The organism is Enterococcus avium ATCC 14025 (assembly GCF_000406965.1).
GTDB lineage: Bacteria > Bacillota > Bacilli > Lactobacillales > Enterococcaceae > Enterococcus_A > Enterococcus_A avium.
Genome location: NZ_KE136364.1, coordinates 89,149 through 107,429, shown reverse-complemented (window position 1 = coordinate 107,429; position 18,281 = coordinate 89,149). Strand labels below are relative to the sequence as shown.

Sequence of the window (18,281 nt, the reverse complement as noted above, 5' to 3'; positions counted from 1 at the left end):
TTTTATATGAGATAGGAGCAGATACATGAATAGTAAAATTGTTGTTTTAGCCGGAGACGGTATTGGACCAGAAATTATGGACAGTGGGCTGCAGGTACTAGCAGCTGTCGAAAAGAAATGCGCGCATACATTTGAACTTGAAGAACTTCCTTTTGGGGGTGCAGGAATTGATGAAGCTGGTGCTTCTCTTCCAGAAAAAACACTCACTACTTGTCAGGCGGCTGACGCGATTCTTTTGGGAGCAATCGGCGGTCCGAAATGGGAAAAAATGCAGGATACTCCAGAAAAAGGTTTACTCGCATTGAGAAAGTCTTTGAACTTATTCGCGAACATTCGGCCAGTTTCAGTTTCCTCAGCCCTGCTCCATCTGTCGCCTTTAAAACCAGAGATTCTTGAAGGCACTGATTTGATTATTGTACGAGAATTGAGTAGCGGTATTTATTTTGGTGAACCTCGAGAATTGACCGATACGATGGCTTACGATACAGCTCGTTACCACAAAGTGGAAATCGAACGTATTCTTCATTCAGCCTTTAAAATTGCTCAAGGACGAGATAAAAAAGTGACCTCAGTCGATAAAGCAAATGTTCTCGCTTCTAGCAAATTATGGCGATCGACTGCGGAAGAAGTCGCAAAAGAATATCCAGATTGTCAACTAGAGCATCAATATGTTGATTCGGCAACAATGAAACTGATTCAAAATCCTAAAGCATTTGATGTAATCGTAACGGAAAATCTTTTCGGCGACATTTTGAGCGATGAAGCTTCTGTACTACCAGGCTCATTGGGTGTGCTGCCAAGTGCAAGTCACAGCGATAGCGGACCTTCTCTGTACGAACCGATCCACGGTTCGGCTCCAGATATCGCGGGAAAAGGAATCGCAAATCCAATCTCAATGATTTTGTCAGTGGCGATGATGCTACGACAATCATTCCAAGAAGAACAAGCGGCCAAAGCAATTGAAAAGTCCTGTGATACAGTTCTATCTAAAGGGCTCTTTACTCATGACTTGGGTGGACAAGCAACGACAGCCGAATTTACCGACGCGGTGATTCAAGAATTGGAGGAAGCATAATTATGGGAAAAACACTATTTGATAAACTGTGGGATCGTCACGTCGTTCATGGCGAAGAAGGCTCCCCGCAATTGCTTTACATTGATTTGCATTTGATTCATGAAGTCACCTCCCCTCAAGCTTTTGCGGGAATTCGTGAAGCAGGTCGAACATTGCGTCATCCTGAGCGGACGTTTGCGACGATGGATCATAATACACCGACTGTCGATATTTTTAATTTCACTGACCTAGTGGCAAAAAAACAAATTGATACCTTGAGAGAAAATTGCCAAGAATTTGGTGTCCAGCTTTGTGACAACGGTAGTGATCGCCAGGGGATCGTTCACATGGTCGGACCGGAAACCGGTCTGACGCAACCGGGTAAAACAATTGTTTGTGGGGATTCACACACCGCAACTCACGGTGCTTTCGGTGCACTTGCCTTCGGGATCGGCACCAGCGAGGTGGAACATGTTTTTGCAACTCAGAGTCTTTGGCAAAACAAACCGAAGAATATGGGAATTAAAATTACTGGGAAATTACCAAAAGGTGTCTATGCAAAAGATATCATCTTGGCGCTAATCGCTAAATATGGAACGGATTTCGGCGTAGGATACGGTGCGGAATTTTGTGGCGAAACGATTGAAAACCTTTCGATGGAAGAACGCATGACAATTTGCAACATGGCAATCGAAGGCGGCGCGAAAATCGGTTTGATCGCTCCAGATGAAAAGACTTTTGAGTATGTGGCTGGCCGCGAATACGCTCCGAAGAATATGGAAGCCGCGATCAATGATTGGAAAGAACTTTATACAGACGAAGATGCTCATTATGATAAAGTTCTAACGCTTGATGTCAACGAATTAGTTCCTTTCGTGACTTGGGGTACGAATCCTGAGATGGGCGTGCCGTTTGATGGCACGTTTCCGGCAGCCACATCACCGGATCTGCAAAAAGCTTATGATTACATGGATCTAAAACCTGGTCAAACACCGACTGATATTCCAATCGGCTATGTCTTTATTGGTTCTTGTACGAATGGTCGACTGTCTGACTTGCAGGAAGCGGCAAAAATCGTGGAAGGTAAGAAAGTTCATGACAATGTTACCGCCATCGTCGTTCCCGGTTCAAGACCCGTCCGTAAAGCAGCTGAAAAAATTGGATTGGACAAAGTTTTTATCGAGGCTGGTTTTGAATGGCGCGAACCTGGCTGCTCCATGTGTCTAGGGATGAACCCTGACCGAGTACCAGCTGGTGTTCATTGTGCTTCAACATCTAATCGAAATTTCCAAGGACGCCAAGGTAAAGATGCTCGCACACACCTTTGTAGTCCAGCGATGGCCGCATTGGCAGCCATTCATGGAAACTTTGTCGATAGCCGCAAGGAGGTCATCTAATGGAAAAATTTACGACTTATACAGGAAAAACTGTTCCACTAATGAATGATAACATCGATACTGACCAAATCATCCCTAAAGGCTTTTTGAAACAAGTCGATAAAGCTGGTTTTGGTAAACATCTTTTTGATGAATGGCGCTTCTTAGAAGATGGATCACCAAATCCTGCATTTATCTTAAACGCTCCTGAACGAAAAGACGCAACTATCTTAATCTCTGGAGAAAACTTTGGTTCTGGCTCTTCTCGGGAACACGCAGCTTGGGCCATTCAAGACTACGGCTTCAAAGCAGTCATTGCCGGCAGCTATAGCGATATCTTCTATATGAATGCTTTGAAAAATGGCCTGCTGCCAATTCGTATGGATCAAAGTGTCCGTGAAATTCTTAGTCAAATCCCGGCAGATCAGACAATCACGATTGATCTGCCTAAACAAGAGATTCAGACTGCTGAAGCCACCTACGCCTTTCAAATTGATCCGACCTGGAAAGAGAAATTGGCAAATGGGTTAGATGATATTAGCATTACCCTGCAGTATGAAGATGAAATCACTGCATACGAAGAAAAAATACCTACTTACGAATAAACGAAAAGAGCGTATCAAAACTTTATAATAAAAAGTTTTGATACGCTCTTTTTAATTTACCACTTGTTCCTGCACATATTGCGCATAAAGCGGATGACTGGCGATTAACTCACTATGAGTTCCATGACCGGTCACTTCGCCTTTTTCAATAAAGTAAATATGATCAGCATCCACAATCGTTGATAAACGATGAGCGATTACCAATGTTGTCCGCCCTTCCATCAATTGATCCAACGCTCGCTGAACCTTTTCCTCAGATTGTGAATCCAAGCTAGCAGTTGCTTCATCCAGCATTAGAATTTTTGGATCACGTAAAAATGCACGAGCAATAGCAATCCGTTGCTTTTGTCCTCCAGATAATTTCACTCCGCGTTCCCCTAGCTCCGTTTCTAATTGATCGGGAAATTCACGGACAAATTGATCGGCATAGGCTAATTCTAATCCATGCCACAATTCTTTCTCTGTTAATGTTCGATCTAACCCATACTGCAAATTCTCACGAATGCTCCCAGCAAAAACAGCACTATCTTGTGATACATAGCCAATTTGTGAACGCCAATTCGTTAGACTAAGATCATCGATTCTTTCATCACCAATTTTAACTGTACCGCCTGTTGGTTGATAAAAGCGTTCCAATAAAGCAAAAATAGTAGATTTTCCGCCTCCACTTGGACCTGCGAAAGCAATCACGGTATTTGGTTTCGCTTCAAAGGAAACATTTTTCAGAATCGGACGATGCGCTACATAATGGAAGGAAAGATTTTCTGCTTTGATCGTCTTACCTGCTACATCAACTGCTTTTCCTATTTCAATGGGTTCTAATTCTGTTTTCAGAATTTGTTCGATTCGTTCAGTCGCGCCCATGGTCTTTTGTACTTGTGAGAAAAACATCGCAAAACTAGCTGCTGGCATCATGATATTAAATAGATACAACAAGAAAGCTACTAATTGCCCACTCGTCAATGTACCCGCTTGGACCCGGACTGCGCCATAACCTAAAATGCCGACAAACAATCCTAACATAACCGTCGTGATGATTGGCTGCAACATCGCTTCAACTTTTGCATCTTTAATTCCTAAGTTAAAAATCTTATTGATAAATGAACCGCCGCTGTTCTTTTCAAATTCTTCACCATTGCTTGATTTAATCAGACGAATCTCAGATAACTTTTCACTGGCTTCCGCATTGAAGTCAGCGGTTGCCGCCTGCAATTGCCGACCCAAGCGTGACATAATTCGTCCAATCGGCATCATAATCAATGCCATGATCGGCACTGCTAAGAACATCATCGCCGCCATTTTCCAATCCATTACAAATAGAATAATCATAGATCCAACTAATTGGATCGCACCAGTAATAAAATTAGGAAACTGCGTTGCGACTAAATCTTTAATAACTGTCGTGTCATTCACCAGCCGTGAGCTGCTCTCACCTGATTTATGATCATCATAGTAACCCACGGGCATTTGTAATAAATGGCTCCATAATTTTTCTCGTAACGTTTTAACAGCACTTTCACCAACATATCGCAATAAAAAGCTGCCAATCGCACCAAATGCTAGTTGTGCTACGAAAGCCAAAACTAAAACAATCAGCATCCTTTTGTCGATTTGTGCCAATTTACTTGTATCAATTAATCCTTTCGTCAATTGCGGAACGATCAAGCTTGCCCCACTTGTTAATAGACTCAAAAACAAACCGATAGCAAACAGTGATTTCTTAGGATTGACACTCATAATCAAACGTAAAAAATCTTTTAATTTATAGTTACTCTTCTTTTCTTCTTTAATTGTTTCTTCAGGCGCTATACTCATATCCCGATCCATAATTGGTACCTCCTTATTCGCGTAAATCTACTAATTTTTTTTAGAAAAAATTAGTTTGATTCGAATGCCGTATACCATTCAACTAATGCGCTCAATCAATTAATTCACTTTTTTACTGAGTACCTTTTCGCCTATACTTTCTGCGAAAAGTTGAACTGACATCCTCATTTATTTATACGAAACCAATTTCCCTTCTATGTTAAAAATCGTCCCATTCTGTATTTTCTGGACCTTTCGTTTTGTCTGGTCCGTTATAGCAGTCAGGATTGCCGCAAAAGTTTCGACGAAAATCATGATTGAAATTCCGAGAAAACTCTCGTGACGCATTGCGCATCTCCCGTTGCATTTGATGCCGTATAAGATGCTGCTCTTCTCGCGAAAGATTTTGCCAATCCTCTTGCCAATTTTCAGCGAAATGTTCACGCATTGCTTGCATCTGACGCAAACGATCCATTGGATCAACAAATCGTCCTGCTTGTTTTTGAAACTCTTCCTGCCAGCCAGCGGAAATCTTTTGCAGATACTCGCTGAAATTTTCCTGTTCTTCTTCCGTCAATCCGGCAAAGAAGGCTTCACTCATATCCTCACCGACATGACTTATTTTTTTCGCCTTTTGTCTTCCTTTTTCAGTTAGGAAAACACGTTTGATTCGTTTGTCATGCTTTTCTTCTTTTCGCAGAACATCGTTACTTTTCTCCATTTTCTTCATTAACTCTGCTAAGGAACTTGGGCGAATATCAAGAATTTCAGCTAATTGGCTTTGGATTAGTCCGTCTTCTTTTACCAAAATTGCTAAAACTCGTTGCTGACCAGTTAACTTCTGTCTTGTACTCATAAATGCATTACTAGCTGAACTAATAAAACGCAGCTGACGCATCAAATCTTTTGTAAACTCACTCATAAAAAGGATCTCCTTACTATTATTGATATTCGTACCGTAACTTCTTCTTCGTTTGTTGGAAACGAGCTCATCGTTATTGGCTAATCTTTTCTAATACTGTCAAAATTTAGAGAAATAACGATAAAGTTCGGTACCTAACTTTATTACGTTTGCCATTATAGTTCGGTACCGAACAGTTGTCAACAACTTTGTAATATTTTTTTATTTATTCAATTAAATGGTTAAGAGCATGAATGACAAAAAAGAACCTAGTGAGATTCACTAGGCTCTTACTTCAGATTAATGTTTATGCTGTTCCTCTTTTACTGGACAACCACTGTCACAGTCTTCGCATGAGCTGCCATTTTTGATTCTTCGATAAACAACCACTCCAGCACCACCAAAGATTAAGATACTCAATATTATAGTTGCCATTCTTTCACCTCTTTGATTTCTTCGATTGTAATCGTCGGTGCTTGTTTAACAGGGCGTCTTACGATGAAGTAAATCATCGCAGCAAGTACGAAAGCCGCTAAGATTAAACCAATACCGAACTTCCCGTTTTCAAACATCACATGACCGAATTGATAGACAACAAAACTTACAGCATAAGCCAAACTACATTGGTAACCGATCGCACGCCACGTCCACTTGATATCACCCATTTCACGATGGATTGCACCAATTGCGGCAAAACAAGGTGCACATAGCAAGTTAAAGACTAAGAACGAATAACCAGCAATCGGTGTATAGGCTGCCTGTAACGACTTCCAGATTTCTACGCCATTTTCAGCAACTTCGGCATGACGATACAAAATTCCGAAGGTCCCAATCACATTCTCTTTTGCTACCAGACCAGTAATCGCTGCAACCGCTCCACGCCAGTCGCCCCAACCCAATGGAGCAAATAATGGTGCAATCAAGCCACCCAAAGCAGCTAAAATGCTGTCATTTTCATTTACCGCTTGTAACGAGAAGTTGTAGCTGGAAATAAACCAGATCACGATACTAGATACAAAAATGATTGTTCCAGCACGTTTAACGAAAGCTTTACTATGATCATAGGTATACCGTACTGTATTGCCGATTCGAGGCATATGGTATAAGGGAAGCTCCATAATAAATGGTGTTGGGTCACCAGCAAACAGTTTGGTTTTCTTTAAAGCGATTCCCGATAAAACGATGGCACCCATTCCAACAAAGTATGCTGATGGTGCTACCCAGCTACTATTGGGGAAGAATGCTCCAGCAATTAGAGCAATGATCGGCAGTTTTGCCGAACAAGGCATAAATGTCGTCAACATTGCCGTCATTCGTCGATCTTTTTCATTTTCAATCGTACGACTGGCCATTACTCCAGGTACACCACAGCCTGTCGCAATCAACATAGGAATGAATGACTTCCCGGATAAACCGAACTTACGGAAGATTCGATCCATAACAAATGCAATTCGAGACATATAGCCGCAATCTTCCAAAAGCGCCAAACATAAGAAAAGCACCATTAATTGTGGAAGGAAGCCTAAAACAGCTCCCACTCCAGCAATGATTCCATCTAATATCAAGCTTTGCATCCATTCAGCAACATTCCACGACTGCAAAGTCGAGCTGACAAAATTTGGCACGATATCGCCAAATAAATTATCATTCACCCAATCCGTTCCCATCGCCCCAACTGTTTGGATTGCAATATAATAGATTAACCACATGACTAACGCAAAAATCGGCAATGCTAAAAAACGATTGGTTACAATTCGATCTATTTTGTCTGAGATCGATAGCTTAAACTGATCCTCATCAATGACACATAACGTTTTCAAATCGGTTATGAAATTATAACGCTCATTAATAACTAAGCTTTCCGCATCCTCACCGAAGATTTTCTCTGTGATCTTTATAATCTCTTGCAACTCTTTTTCCTGAATCGGACTCAGATTTAAGCCCTTTTGTGCGCGTTCATCCCGTTCAAATAATTTCAAACTGTACCAGCGGCTATACTTAGCAACAACCGTACTGCCTAAAACATCTTCGATTTCACTTAAGGCCGCCTCTAAACGTTTATCATAGTGAGGAAAATTGACTTCCTCTACTCCTTTTTTAACTAGATGAAGGGCTTCGCTGACTGCTTTATCCAGTCCCCAATTCCTTAATGCACTGATTCCTACTACTGGAACACCTAAAGCATAAGCAAGCTTCTCTAGATTAATCTGCTTACCACTTTTTTTGATGATGTCCATCATATTCACAGCAACGACTACTGGAATTCCTGTTTCGATCAGTTGTGTCGTTAAGTAAAGATTACGCTCGAGGTTCGTCCCATCAATAATATTAATGATGGCATCCGGCGTGCCTGAGAGTAAATAATCCCGAGCCACTACTTCTTCTGGAGAGTAAGGCGATAGTGAATAAATTCCTGGCAGGTCATCAATACTTACTTCAGAATCCTTCTTATAGATCCCCTCTTTACGTTCAACCGTTACGCCTGGCCAATTTCCCACAAATTGGTTGGTTCCGGTTAAAACATTAAAAGTGCTCGTTTTTCCGCTGTTGGGATTTCCTGCTAAAGCAATATGTATCTTAGCCATTTATTCTACCTCCTTCGATACAACCACCATCTCTGATTCGCTTTTTCGTAAACTCAGCTCATATCCACGAACACGAAGTTCAATTGGATCACCTAAAGGAGCCAGTTTGACAACTTTTACTGCTGTGCCTTTTGTTAAACCCATATCCATTAAGCGACGTTTGATCGACCCGCTGCCGTGAACATTCACTACAACGCCTTCTTCGCCTGCATTTAATTGGTCAAGCGAAACCCAAGTTTCTTGATCTTCCGTTAGTTCCTTCACAAGTATCTGCTTAAGTAAAGACTGGGATAAAGCCAGTCGTGTATTATGTAGTAGAATAATGCCATTATCGCCAGAATGATTTACGACGGCAACTTTTGAACCGACAATCATTCCCAAGTCCTGTAACCGGTGCTTTAAATCATTTTCTAAAGGCATTTCGCTAATCTGAACGACATAGTTCAATGAAATATCTGCCAAAGTTGTCATATTTTCCTCCACCTTACTGTTCGACTTTTGCATCTAATTAATAATGAGAATCTTTCTCACTAAGAATAGCTTCATTTGAGTGCAAAGTCAATAAATGGTCGAAGATTTTCTCTTTTTTCTGAGCAAGTTGTTTGACAATCATTGATTTATTTGGTTCGATCCTGTTTTTCTCGTTATTAAAAAAACTTTTTCCTTGTAAAAAAACATCTTATAGCAGTTTTTCTAATTCTGTAAAGGGATTTTTCTTTGCAGCTATCCGTTTTCAACCTTTTTGCAAAAAACACAAAGAGTAGTATACCAATAATCTACCAACACAATATATGGTGTTTAACGATTGACTTTTTCCCTACATCTTTTATACTAGTAATTGTAGAAATCAAGGGAGGTAGTCTTATGGTAAAAGTCTATTCAAAAAATAATTGTATGCAGTGCAAAATGACAAAGCGTTATTTAACCGAAAATCAAATTTCATTCGAAGAAATCAACATCGACAATGAACCCGAAGCTCTAGGTTTTCTAAAAGATCAAGGTTTCCAAAGTGTCCCAGTTATTTTCGGCGGACAACAAGCCATCATCGGTTTTCGTCCAGATCAATTGAAAGCATTAGCGTAAATTTGAAAGGTTGCGGCAGAAGCGTTTTGCTTCAAGTACCAATTAGGTACTGTTCCAGATTAGTTCAGATGAACAATCGCTGTGTCTCACAGCAATAAGAAGAATTATTTCCGAATAAGCTACTTCTAGAGCACCTTTTTTCGAAAACTTTGCGATCCACGATTGCAAAGTTTTCTTTATTCCCAGTTCCACCTTTTTACAGTTTGCTTAGTGAAAGAGTAAATATTGATTCACAATTGATCACTGGTGAAGAAACTTATTTGAACGATTAGTCAGCCAAAACAAAAACATACAGACACTATATATAGAAAGATGTGACGAAATGAGCCTGAAAGACCTAGGTGAAGTATCTTACTTCAAGCTGAATAACGAAATTAATCGTCCAGTGAATGGACAGATTCCACTAAATAAAGATAAAGAAGCATTAGCCGCTTTTTTCAAAGAAAATGTTGAACCAAATACCCATGCATTTTCTTCAGTGCAAGAGAAAATCAACTATTTAATAGAAGAAGAATTTTTAGAGGCCGAGTTTCTTGCAAAATATACGACTGCTTTTATCGAAAAACTTTATACCTATTTAGAGGAACAAAATTTTACCTTTAAATCATTTATGGCGGCATATAAGTTTTATTCTCAGTATGCGTTGAAAAGCAATGATGGAACGGAATATTTAGAAAGCTATGAGGATCGGGTTGCTTTCAATGCCTTATACTTTGCAGACGGCGATGAAAAATTAGCTTTATCCTTAGCAGATGAAATGATCCATCAACGTTACCAGCCTGCTACCCCATCCTTCTTGAATGCGGGCCGCAAACGTCGTGGAGAATTGGTTTCTTGTTTCTTAATTCAAGTAACGGACGATATGAATAGTATTGGGCGGTCAATCAACTCCGCTTTGCAATTATCACGCATCGGCGGCGGTGTCGGAATCAATCTATCGAACTTGCGTGAAGCCGGTTCACCGATTAAAGGTTATGATGGCGCTGCTAGTGGTGTCGTTCCTGTTATGAAATTATTTGAAGACAGCTTTTCTTATTCGAACCAATTAGGCCAACGTCAAGGTGCTGGTGTCGTTTACTTAGACGTCTTCCATCCGGATATTGAAATGTTCCTATCTGCCAAAAAGGAAAACGCCGACGAAAAAATCCGTGTGAAGACTCTTTCTCTTGGTGTGACTGTGCCAGATAAATTTTACGAATTGGCTCGTAAAAATGAAGATATGTATTTGTTTAGTCCTTACGGCATTGAACGTGAATACGGTGTTCCTTATTCTTATGTAGATATTACGAAGGAATACGATAATTTAGTCGCAAATCCAAATATTCGCAAGAAAAAAATTCGTGCCCGCGATTTAGAAAATGAAATCTCAAAATTGCAGCAAGAATCTGGTTATCCTTATATCATCAACATTGATACAGCAAACCGTGCAAATCCAGTGGATGGAAAAATTGTCATGAGTAATTTATGTTCTGAGATTCTGCAAGTACAAACACCTTCTACGATCAATGGTCGGCAAGAATATGATGTATTAGGAACAGATATTTCATGTAATCTTGGTTCAACCAATATCGTGAACTTGATGGAAAGTCCCGATTTTGGTCAATCTGTTCGGACAATGGTTCGTGCTCTAACTTTTGTAACAGATGAATCCGATATTGACGTCGTTCCTTCGATTCAAAATGGGAATAAACTAAATCATACGATCGGTTTAGGTGCGATGGGCCTGCACAGCTTCTTTGCGAAACACTTGATGGAATATGGTTCAGAAGAATCAATTGACTTCACAAATATTTATTTCACACTGCTTAACTACTGGACTTTGATGGAAAGCAATGAATTAGCAAAAGAACGCCAGACAACCTTCCATAACTTTGAAAAATCAGCCTATGCTGATGGCTCATATTTTGATAAATACACGACTGGCGAATTTGTTCCTAAAACAGATAAAGTCAAAGAAATCTTCAAGGATATCTTTGTCCCAACTGCCGAAGATTGGCAAGCACTAAAAGAAGCTGTTCAAAAAGATGGCCTATACCACCAAAATCGGTTAGCTGTTGCACCAAATGGTTCGATTTCTTATATTAACGATACAAGTGCCAGCTTACACCCAATCACTCGTTTAATTGAAGAGCGTCAAGAAAAGAAAATCGGTAAGATCTATTATCCAGCGCCTTACTTGAATAATGAAACCTTGCCTTATTATACTTCTGCCTATGATATGGATATGCGCAAAGTCATTGACGTTTATGCGACTGCTCAGCAACATATCGACCAAGGAATGAGCTTGACCTTGTTTATGCGTTCGGAAATTCCTGAAGGACTATATGAATGGAAAACTGAAAGCAAACAAACAACACGTGATTTGAACATCCTGCGTAACTACGCTTTTTATAAGGGCTGTAAATCCATTTATTACGTTCGAACATTTACTGATGATGCCGAAGAAATTGGCTCAAACCAATGTGAAAGCTGTGTAATCTAAATCATTGTTCCCTCTCGCACTTCTGTTCGAGAGGGAATGCTCTGCGTAAATAACTACTTTAGGATGTCAGGCCAACTTTTCACAGTTTTCATTCACTTAAAACAGGACAAATTGATTTATATTAGATATGAACATGTATAGTTGGATGATATACGTGGAGAGCATTAAATTTATTTTTTTGGACTTTAAAAAAATAAATTTATTAATACGAAATAGGGGGAATATCCATGGCAGAAACTTATTATGAAGCCATTAACTGGAATGAAATCGAAGACGTCATCGATAAATCGACGTGGGAAAAATTGACTGAACAATTTTGGTTGGATACACGGATTCCGTTGTCTAACGACTTAGACGATTGGCGTAAACTATCTGACCTAGAAAAACAAACTGTGGGTTATGTATTCGGCGGTCTGACCTTATTGGATACCGTCCAATCAGAAAGCGGAATGGATCAGCTGCGTAAAGATGTTCGGACGCCCCACGAAGAAGCTGTCTTGAACAATATTCAATTTATGGAATCTGTTCACGCGAAAAGCTATTCATCAATTTTCAGTACCTTGAATACCAAAACGGAAATCAATGAAATCTTTGAATGGACCAATACCAATCAATACCTGCAAAAAAAGGCCGAACGGATCAACGAGATCTATAAAAACGGCACACCATTAGAAAAGAAAATCGCCAGTGTCTTTCTTGAGACTTTCCTTTTCTATTCTGGTTTTTACACACCTCTATATTATTTAGGAAATAATAAGTTGGCCAATGTAGCGGAGATCATCAAATTGATCATTCGTGATGAATCGGTTCATGGCACCTACATTGGTTACAAATTCCAACGCGGATTCAACGAACAAACCGAAGAAGAACAAGAACGTTTGAAGGAATGGATGTACGATTTATTGTATGAATTGTACGAAAATGAAGAACGTTATACCGAAGAATTATACGATGAAATCGGCTGGACCGAAGAAGTCAAAACGTTCTTGCGCTACAATGCCAATAAAGCTTTGATGAATCTAGGCATGGATCCACTTTTCCCAGATACCGCAGATGATGTGAACCCGATCGTTATGAACGGGATTTCCACCGGAACTAGTAACCATGATTTCTTCTCACAAGTCGGCAATGGCTACTTGCTTGGTCAAGTGGAAGCCATGAATGATGATGATTATTTGATTGGTTTAGAATAAAGCAAAATGCAGCCCGCAGTTTCTTGCGGGCTGCATTTTTTTATTCTGACGCCTGAATTCGTTTGATGACTGTTTCTTTATTGACGATCGTGGTCGTTGCATAAGTCAGAATCAATTGTACGATAACAACTAAGAAAATCATCAGCAAAACTTGGATTAATGGGTATTGATACACTTTAATTTGCATCAACGAATGACTTTCCGCATACAAGTAAACCAGATATCCGAGAATACTGCCTAGGCCTCCCGCTAGTAAAATAATACCACCTGCATAGACGAAACCCTCTGTTCGAAGCATTTTCTTCATTTGTTGATTAGACATGCCGATTGCCTGCATAACGCCTAATTCTTTTTTTCGACTTAAAATACTATCGATTGTCGTATTGATTAGGTTCATGATCCCAACGATTGCCAAAACTAGCATAATCGCATACCCAGCCCCAGCTGTCAGTTGCAACGTGTCTTCCCACTGTTTCAAAACTTCTTCATAACTTTCTAAACGAAACAGCTCATTTCCTTCTTCAATATTTTCAATGGCTGATTGAACGGTTTTAGTTTTTCCTTTAGCAGCTTTAATATTCACATAGTAGGTTAAATTATTTTTCGATAGTTTTTTTATCGCCTCGTTGCTCATTAAGAAATTATCAAAGTTCGTAACCGATTGTGCAAAGCTTCCTCCACCAATGATTGTCATGTCTTTTTCAAACGTACGATTCCCATCAAAGAATTTGAAGGTCAATGTATCGCCGATCTTGATTTCTGGATAATTTGCTAATATATAACCTGTCGCAATAACTTTATCTCCTGAGTTTAATTCCTCATAAGTCGCATGTCCTTTCTCAATATCTCTATTGATCAGAGCCATTTGATCCTTAGAAATACCGCCAATTGATAAGCTCATTGGCTTGTCTGTCCCAGGATCCTTAACACTCGGAACTTCTCCTGTAATAGATTGAAATGCATCTACTTTTTCAACACCATCGATTGCTTTAATTTTATTAATTACCTTATTGTTTAAGGGATTATTTTGTTGAATCACAGTCCATTTAAGTTCTGGTCGCATCTTATCACCTTCTCGTGAAGCAATACTCATACAATAATCTTCAGCGATCGTATCACGGGCGGCCTGTTTGGGATTCATACAACTAAAAACAGTTGAAATGACGACAAACAAAATTCCAATCATCCCCAATGAAAAAATCGTGACCATTGTTCGCTTTTTATTTCTAGAAAGGTTTGCATTGGCTAAGCGTCGCAGATTAAGATCAATAAATCCCTTACGTTGTTTTTTATTGCCTTGCATTTGCCCAGTATAGCGCATTGCCTCAATCGGCATGATTTTACTAGCTTGACGCATAGGTTTCAAAGAAGCCAAAATAACTGTTAGTAAAGTGACCCCAATTGTCATCGCGATAATCCAGGGAAGGATCAAGGATACCTCGCCATTATCAAGTACCTGACGCATCTCCTTTGTCATAGCTTGTTCACTTGAAATTGATGAGATCAACTGAAAGAAAACAAATTTTACTGCAGCAATCCCGATTAGTAGTCCAGCAGGAATCGAAAGCCCTGCAACGATCAAGTTCTCTCGTAAAATGATTTGACGTATCTGTCTTTTAGTCGCTCCTAAAGCTGCCAATTTTCCAAACTCTTGGACCTTATTGATCAAAGATACATAATAAATACTGTAAATCGTTAACGCTCCGGCAATCAAAATAATTCCTACAATAATCGCCATCCCTGAATAAAAAGCAGGATCGATATAATTAGCAAAAAGATAGTCGCTATTTTCAACGATATTATCTTCAGTAACATCGAAATTTTTTCCAATTTCCTTGATTTGCTCCTTAATAGCATCGGTTGAAGTCGCAGCAGTTTCGTTCAGACGAATCATCATGCGATAGCTTCGCTGTTTTTTGGGAATGACTTCCTCCATAAAATCTTTTGAAACGAGCATTGAAAAAATTTTTTCATCATTTTGGTTTTTTATATCAGGAGAAAAACCAGTTAAGCGAAATGTTTTTTCCTGCTGTAAACCCATGCCGTCCGCTTCATAGATCTGAATCGGAATTTTAATTGTATCCCCAATTTTCGCATTCGGATAACCCAACGTCTTCAATGCATCCCTTGAAAGCACCGCGTCGTTCCCTTTTTTCGGAGCGTGTCCTTTCGTAAAGGTTTGTTTAGCTAATTTTTGTGCACCGTTATCCAAATAGCTAATGAGGATAAAGTCATCTTTATTTAGTACGGATTCACCGACATCCTGACGCAGACCGTATTCCCCAATCAAATCATGCTGAGCAATTTTTCCCATATTTTCTTCAGAGACTTGGCGATACATCGCATGCCATGTTGGATAAACCTTGTTGACTGCCGCATTCTGAACATTTACCACCCCTAATCCAATCGAAGTGATCAAGAAAACTAACACACTGGTCAAAATAATTGCAATCCCGGAAAGTAGATTTTTCCCTTTATGATACTTCGTGTTGGCTAACGCTACCTGGTTGATCATCTTCATTTAGATCACCCGCCCATCTTCAAGGTGGACAATGTGATCAGCCGTTTGCGCGATTCCTTCATCGTGAGTAATCATAATTAGTGTTTGGCCAAATTTTTCAACTGATTTTTTTAAAAGTGACATTACTTCTAATTCTGTCTTGGTATCTAAGTTTCCTGTCGGCTCATCGGCCAAGATAATTGCTGGTTCTGCTGCAATCGCTCGTGCGATCGCCACACGTTGCTGCTGACCACCAGAAAGCATGCTTGGCAAGGCTTTTTTACGGTCACTTAATCCAATTGTCTTCAACAAGTCTTCGATAAATGCTGTATTGACTCTTCGATTATCTAAACCGATCGGTAAAACGACATTTTCCCAAACATTCAACGATGGGATTAAATTGTAATTCTGAAAAATAAAACCGATCTTTTGACGACGAAAGACAGCCAATTGCTCATCCTTCATTCGAAAAACATTCTTCCCATCAATGATGACTTGCCCTGAATCTGGTCGATCTAAACTACCGATTAAGTTCAACAGCGTACTTTTACCAGAGCCCGATTTACCAACTATCGCAACAAAATCACCCTTTTGTACTTCCAAATCAATATGGTCAACTGCCTTTACGACGGAACCCCCATCATTATAATGCTTTACTAGATCTCTAATTGTTAAAATCATTTTCGTCTCCTTCTTTCCTCATCTCATTTCTATACTCTTAGTATAAAAAAGAACCCTTGCAGGATTCTTTCACCGAACATAACAAATTTGTAAGAAAAGAAATTACGTTGCTGGCAAGGTCAATTGAAAATTCGATCCCCGAGGATGCCGTTGCTTCACCATAACTGTCCCGCCTTGTTCTTCAATGATTTTCCGAGTCAGATATAGTCCTACTCCAGAACCTTCTGCCGTCGTGCTAGAACTGCCGCGGTAAAAACGCTGATAAATCTTATTTTGCTCATCAGTAGGAATTCCAGGTCCTTCATCTTTAATTTCAACCAACACATAAGTCACCAATGAAGAAGCCCGAAGAATCACTGTGGTTTGCTTTGGCGAATATTTCACCGCATTTTCCAACACATTTCCTAAAGCTTCTAGCGTCCATTTTTTATCAACCATAACAAAAGTATCCTCTGACAATTCAACTTCCAACTCAATGTCCTTTTCGACTGCTTTCATGATTACACCATTGACTGCTTCATTAATCAATTGTTGTAAGGAAAGCTTTTGTGGCTTCAGTTGAATCAGATCCGTTTCTAGCTGTGAGATTTTTGCTAAACCATCCAGCATCAAGTTCAACTTGTTGATCTGAACTTCTGCTTGGTCGGCAAAATTTCTTCGCTCCTGCTCCTCATATTGATCTGAAAGTGCGATATCCAAGCTTAGTTTCAATGATGCCACTGGAGTTTTTAGCTGATGCGTGATATCCGTAATACTGGATTTCAAATTTCCTTCTTCACGCTGACTTCGCTGCAATAACAATTCATTTTGAATTGAACTCTCGTGATACTCTTTGGTTTCCTTTTCTAAGCTTTTTTGAAGTTTTATTTTTTCCTTCATCTGCCAGAAAAATAGTAACGAAATCAGCAGCCAGCAAAGTGTAAATATTTGCAGGTTTCTAATAAGAAGTGTCCGTAGCAGGCGTGGATGATCCATTTTATCAATCAAATTATATTTTGCTTCTAAGGAAGCCCCCTCGTTAGCCAAGTCAGAGGTCTTATTTACTTTAAAAGTCTTGATTAACGCAGCTTCTGAAAATTTTTCTTCCTTTACTAACAGTGCTAAAGTCGCTTGGCGATCTTGTTCAATTTCCGAATACATTTTAAAATTTTGAGTGATAAACAACGCAAAACAGGCTACAGATATCAACACGTAAATCAAAACTATTTTTTTTGAACGTCGTTGATCCATAAATACCCCACTCCTCGAACAGTTTTAATTCGTTCCTTACCGATTTTCTGCCGCAGGCGGCTAATATTCACTGAAACAGTATTCGTGTCAACGTACTCGCCTTTAGTATCCCAGATTTGATCAAGTAACTGATCTGTTGAGAGAATTTGCTTCGGATTTTCCATGAAAAGCACCAGCAATTGGATCTCCGTCTTACTCAACGGCAAAAGTTCTCCTTGCAGCTTAACCTTCATTTCGTTTAACGAGACTGATAATTCTCCAGAAATCAATTCTTGTCCTTGATTACGCACTACTCGCTTCATCAGTGCCTGTACCTTTGAGACTAAAACCATTAAACTAAAGGGCTTGGTCATATAATCATCAGCGCCATGAACATAACCCGACACAATGTCGTGTTCCTGATTATAAGAAGTCAGCATTAATATCAAGACATTCGATCGTTCACGAACTTTCTGACAAAAATCCAAGCCGCTGCCATCTGGCAAAGAAAGATCGCTGATAATTAAATCAATCTCCTGTTGTTCAAATGCCCGTTCAGCCGAAGTAATATCTAAACAAGCCGTGACCTCGTATCCTTCTCTGGTCAAACATAATTGAATCCCATTATTTAAATTTTGATCGTCCTCTAATAAAAGAATTTTCCCCATTTTTCCTCCTATATATACCAAATAATCCCATTTTACTAACTCTTACTTCTAACTCTATCAATGAACAGAAGCTCTGACAATACTACTTTATTCAAAAAAAGAGGACAAAATCATCGTTAAATGATTTTATCCTCTGTT

The 18,281-nt window shown here is 39.5% G+C and carries 15 protein-coding genes; 6 read left to right on the top strand and 9 right to left on the bottom strand.

The features are described 5' to 3' along the window. Positions 1–25 precede the first annotated feature (25 nt). From leuB to leuD, 3 genes are read left to right on the top strand one after another with little or no spacing between them, the layout of a single operon-like run. The gene (gene leuB, locus OMU_RS13365) at positions 26–1,075 is read left to right on the top strand and encodes a 3-isopropylmalate dehydrogenase (RefSeq protein WP_016180426.1); all 1,050 of its coding nucleotides are present in this window, start codon (positions 26–28) and stop codon (positions 1,073–1,075) included. 2 nt (positions 1,076–1,077) lie between these two features. Continuing rightward, positions 1,078–2,451: a 3-isopropylmalate dehydratase large subunit gene (gene leuC / locus OMU_RS13360; RefSeq protein ID WP_016180425.1), complete on the top strand. Its 1,374-nt coding sequence runs from the start codon at positions 1,078–1,080 to the stop codon at positions 2,449–2,451. Continuing rightward, a complete protein-coding gene (gene leuD, locus OMU_RS13355) occupies positions 2,451–3,035 on the top strand; it encodes a 3-isopropylmalate dehydratase small subunit (RefSeq protein ID WP_016180424.1) in 585 nt (194 codons plus the stop codon). The genes leuC and leuD overlap by 1 nt, the downstream gene beginning before the upstream one ends. Before the next feature lie 51 nt (positions 3,036–3,086). Here leuD and OMU_RS13350 read toward each other — a convergent pair whose 3' ends face one another. The 5 genes from OMU_RS13350 to OMU_RS13335 form a co-directional block, all read right to left on the bottom strand. Continuing rightward, positions 3,087–4,862, bottom strand: a complete 1,776-nt coding sequence (locus OMU_RS13350) for an ABC transporter ATP-binding protein (RefSeq protein WP_016180423.1) — start codon at positions 4,860–4,862, stop codon at positions 3,087–3,089. Between the two features lie 199 nt (positions 4,863–5,061). Further along, a complete protein-coding gene (locus OMU_RS13345; RefSeq protein WP_016180422.1) occupies positions 5,062–5,763 on the bottom strand; it encodes a MarR family winged helix-turn-helix transcriptional regulator in 702 nt (233 codons plus the stop codon). A gap of 279 nt (positions 5,764–6,042) precedes the next feature. Continuing rightward, positions 6,043–6,177 carry a FeoB-associated Cys-rich membrane protein gene (locus OMU_RS22915; protein WP_016180421.1) on the bottom strand — a complete coding sequence of 45 codons (135 nt, stop codon included), beginning with the start codon at positions 6,175–6,177 and terminating at the stop codon, positions 6,043–6,045. Continuing rightward, complete coding sequence (gene feoB, locus OMU_RS13340) at positions 6,165–8,327, bottom strand: ferrous iron transport protein B (RefSeq protein ID WP_016180420.1); 2,163 nt, start codon at positions 8,325–8,327, stop codon at positions 6,165–6,167. Before feoB ends, OMU_RS22915 begins: the two co-directional genes overlap by 13 nt. Then, entirely contained in the window at positions 8,328–8,798 is a 471-nt protein-coding gene (locus OMU_RS13335; RefSeq protein WP_016180419.1) for a FeoA family protein, read from the bottom strand. It abuts the gene before it with no gap. Between the two features lie 393 nt (positions 8,799–9,191). On the opposite strand from OMU_RS13335, the gene nrdH reads away from it, so the two are divergent. From nrdH to nrdF, 3 genes are all read left to right on the top strand, one after another. Beyond that, a complete protein-coding gene (gene nrdH / locus OMU_RS13330) occupies positions 9,192–9,410 on the top strand; it encodes a glutaredoxin-like protein NrdH (protein ID WP_016180418.1) in 219 nt (72 codons plus the stop codon). A 322-nt stretch (positions 9,411–9,732) separates the two neighbouring features. After that, positions 9,733–11,892 carry a class 1b ribonucleoside-diphosphate reductase subunit alpha gene (nrdE, locus tag OMU_RS13325; RefSeq protein ID WP_016180417.1) on the top strand — a complete coding sequence of 720 codons (2,160 nt, stop codon included), beginning with the start codon at positions 9,733–9,735 and terminating at the stop codon, positions 11,890–11,892. 227 nt (positions 11,893–12,119) lie between these two features. Continuing rightward, a complete protein-coding gene (gene nrdF / locus OMU_RS13320) occupies positions 12,120–13,085 on the top strand; it encodes a class 1b ribonucleoside-diphosphate reductase subunit beta (RefSeq protein ID WP_016180416.1) in 966 nt (321 codons plus the stop codon). Between the two features lie 40 nt (positions 13,086–13,125). Here nrdF and OMU_RS13315 read toward each other — a convergent pair whose 3' ends face one another. From OMU_RS13315 to OMU_RS13300, 4 genes are all read right to left on the bottom strand, one after another. After that, the gene (locus tag OMU_RS13315; RefSeq protein ID WP_016180415.1) at positions 13,126–15,606 is read right to left on the bottom strand and encodes an ABC transporter permease; all 2,481 of its coding nucleotides are present in this window, start codon (positions 15,604–15,606) and stop codon (positions 13,126–13,128) included. Then, positions 15,607–16,266, bottom strand: a complete 660-nt coding sequence (locus OMU_RS13310) for an ABC transporter ATP-binding protein (protein ID WP_016180414.1) — start codon at positions 16,264–16,266, stop codon at positions 15,607–15,609. It lies immediately after the preceding gene. Positions 16,267–16,368: 102 nt separating this feature from the next. Further along, positions 16,369–17,496, bottom strand: a complete 1,128-nt coding sequence (locus OMU_RS13305) for a sensor histidine kinase (protein ID WP_016180413.1) — start codon at positions 17,494–17,496, stop codon at positions 16,369–16,371. Then, positions 17,469–18,143 (bottom strand): response regulator transcription factor, encoded by a 675-nt coding sequence (locus OMU_RS13300; protein WP_016180412.1) that lies wholly within the window; start codon positions 18,141–18,143, stop codon positions 17,469–17,471. The genes OMU_RS13305 and OMU_RS13300 overlap by 28 nt, the downstream gene beginning before the upstream one ends. Positions 18,144–18,281: the final 138 nt, after the last annotated feature.

Coding starts and splice junctions, on each gene's coding strand:
- leuB (WP_016180426.1), top strand. CDS start 26: ATGAATAGTAAAATTGTTGTTTTAGCCGGAGACGGTATTGGACCAGAA.
- leuC (WP_016180425.1), top strand. CDS start 1,078: ATGGGAAAAACACTATTTGATAAACTGTGGGATCGTCACGTCGTTCAT.
- leuD (WP_016180424.1), top strand. CDS start 2,451: ATGGAAAAATTTACGACTTATACAGGAAAAACTGTTCCACTAATGAAT.
- OMU_RS13350 (WP_016180423.1), bottom strand. CDS start 4,862: ATGGATCGGGATATGAGTATAGCGCCTGAAGAAACAATTAAAGAAGAA.
- OMU_RS13345 (WP_016180422.1), bottom strand. CDS start 5,763: ATGAGTGAGTTTACAAAAGATTTGATGCGTCAGCTGCGTTTTATTAGT.
- OMU_RS22915 (WP_016180421.1), bottom strand. CDS start 6,177: ATGGCAACTATAATATTGAGTATCTTAATCTTTGGTGGTGCTGGAGTG.
- feoB (WP_016180420.1), bottom strand. CDS start 8,327: ATGGCTAAGATACATATTGCTTTAGCAGGAAATCCCAACAGCGGAAAA.
- OMU_RS13335 (WP_016180419.1), bottom strand. CDS start 8,798: ATGACAACTTTGGCAGATATTTCATTGAACTATGTCGTTCAGATTAGC.
- nrdH (WP_016180418.1), top strand. CDS start 9,192: ATGGTAAAAGTCTATTCAAAAAATAATTGTATGCAGTGCAAAATGACA.
- nrdE (WP_016180417.1), top strand. CDS start 9,733: ATGAGCCTGAAAGACCTAGGTGAAGTATCTTACTTCAAGCTGAATAAC.
- nrdF (WP_016180416.1), top strand. CDS start 12,120: ATGGCAGAAACTTATTATGAAGCCATTAACTGGAATGAAATCGAAGAC.
- OMU_RS13315 (WP_016180415.1), bottom strand. CDS start 15,606: ATGAAGATGATCAACCAGGTAGCGTTAGCCAACACGAAGTATCATAAA.
- OMU_RS13310 (WP_016180414.1), bottom strand. CDS start 16,266: ATGATTTTAACAATTAGAGATCTAGTAAAGCATTATAATGATGGGGGT.
- OMU_RS13305 (WP_016180413.1), bottom strand. CDS start 17,496: ATGGATCAACGACGTTCAAAAAAAATAGTTTTGATTTACGTGTTGATA.
- OMU_RS13300 (WP_016180412.1), bottom strand. CDS start 18,143: ATGGGGAAAATTCTTTTATTAGAGGACGATCAAAATTTAAATAATGGG.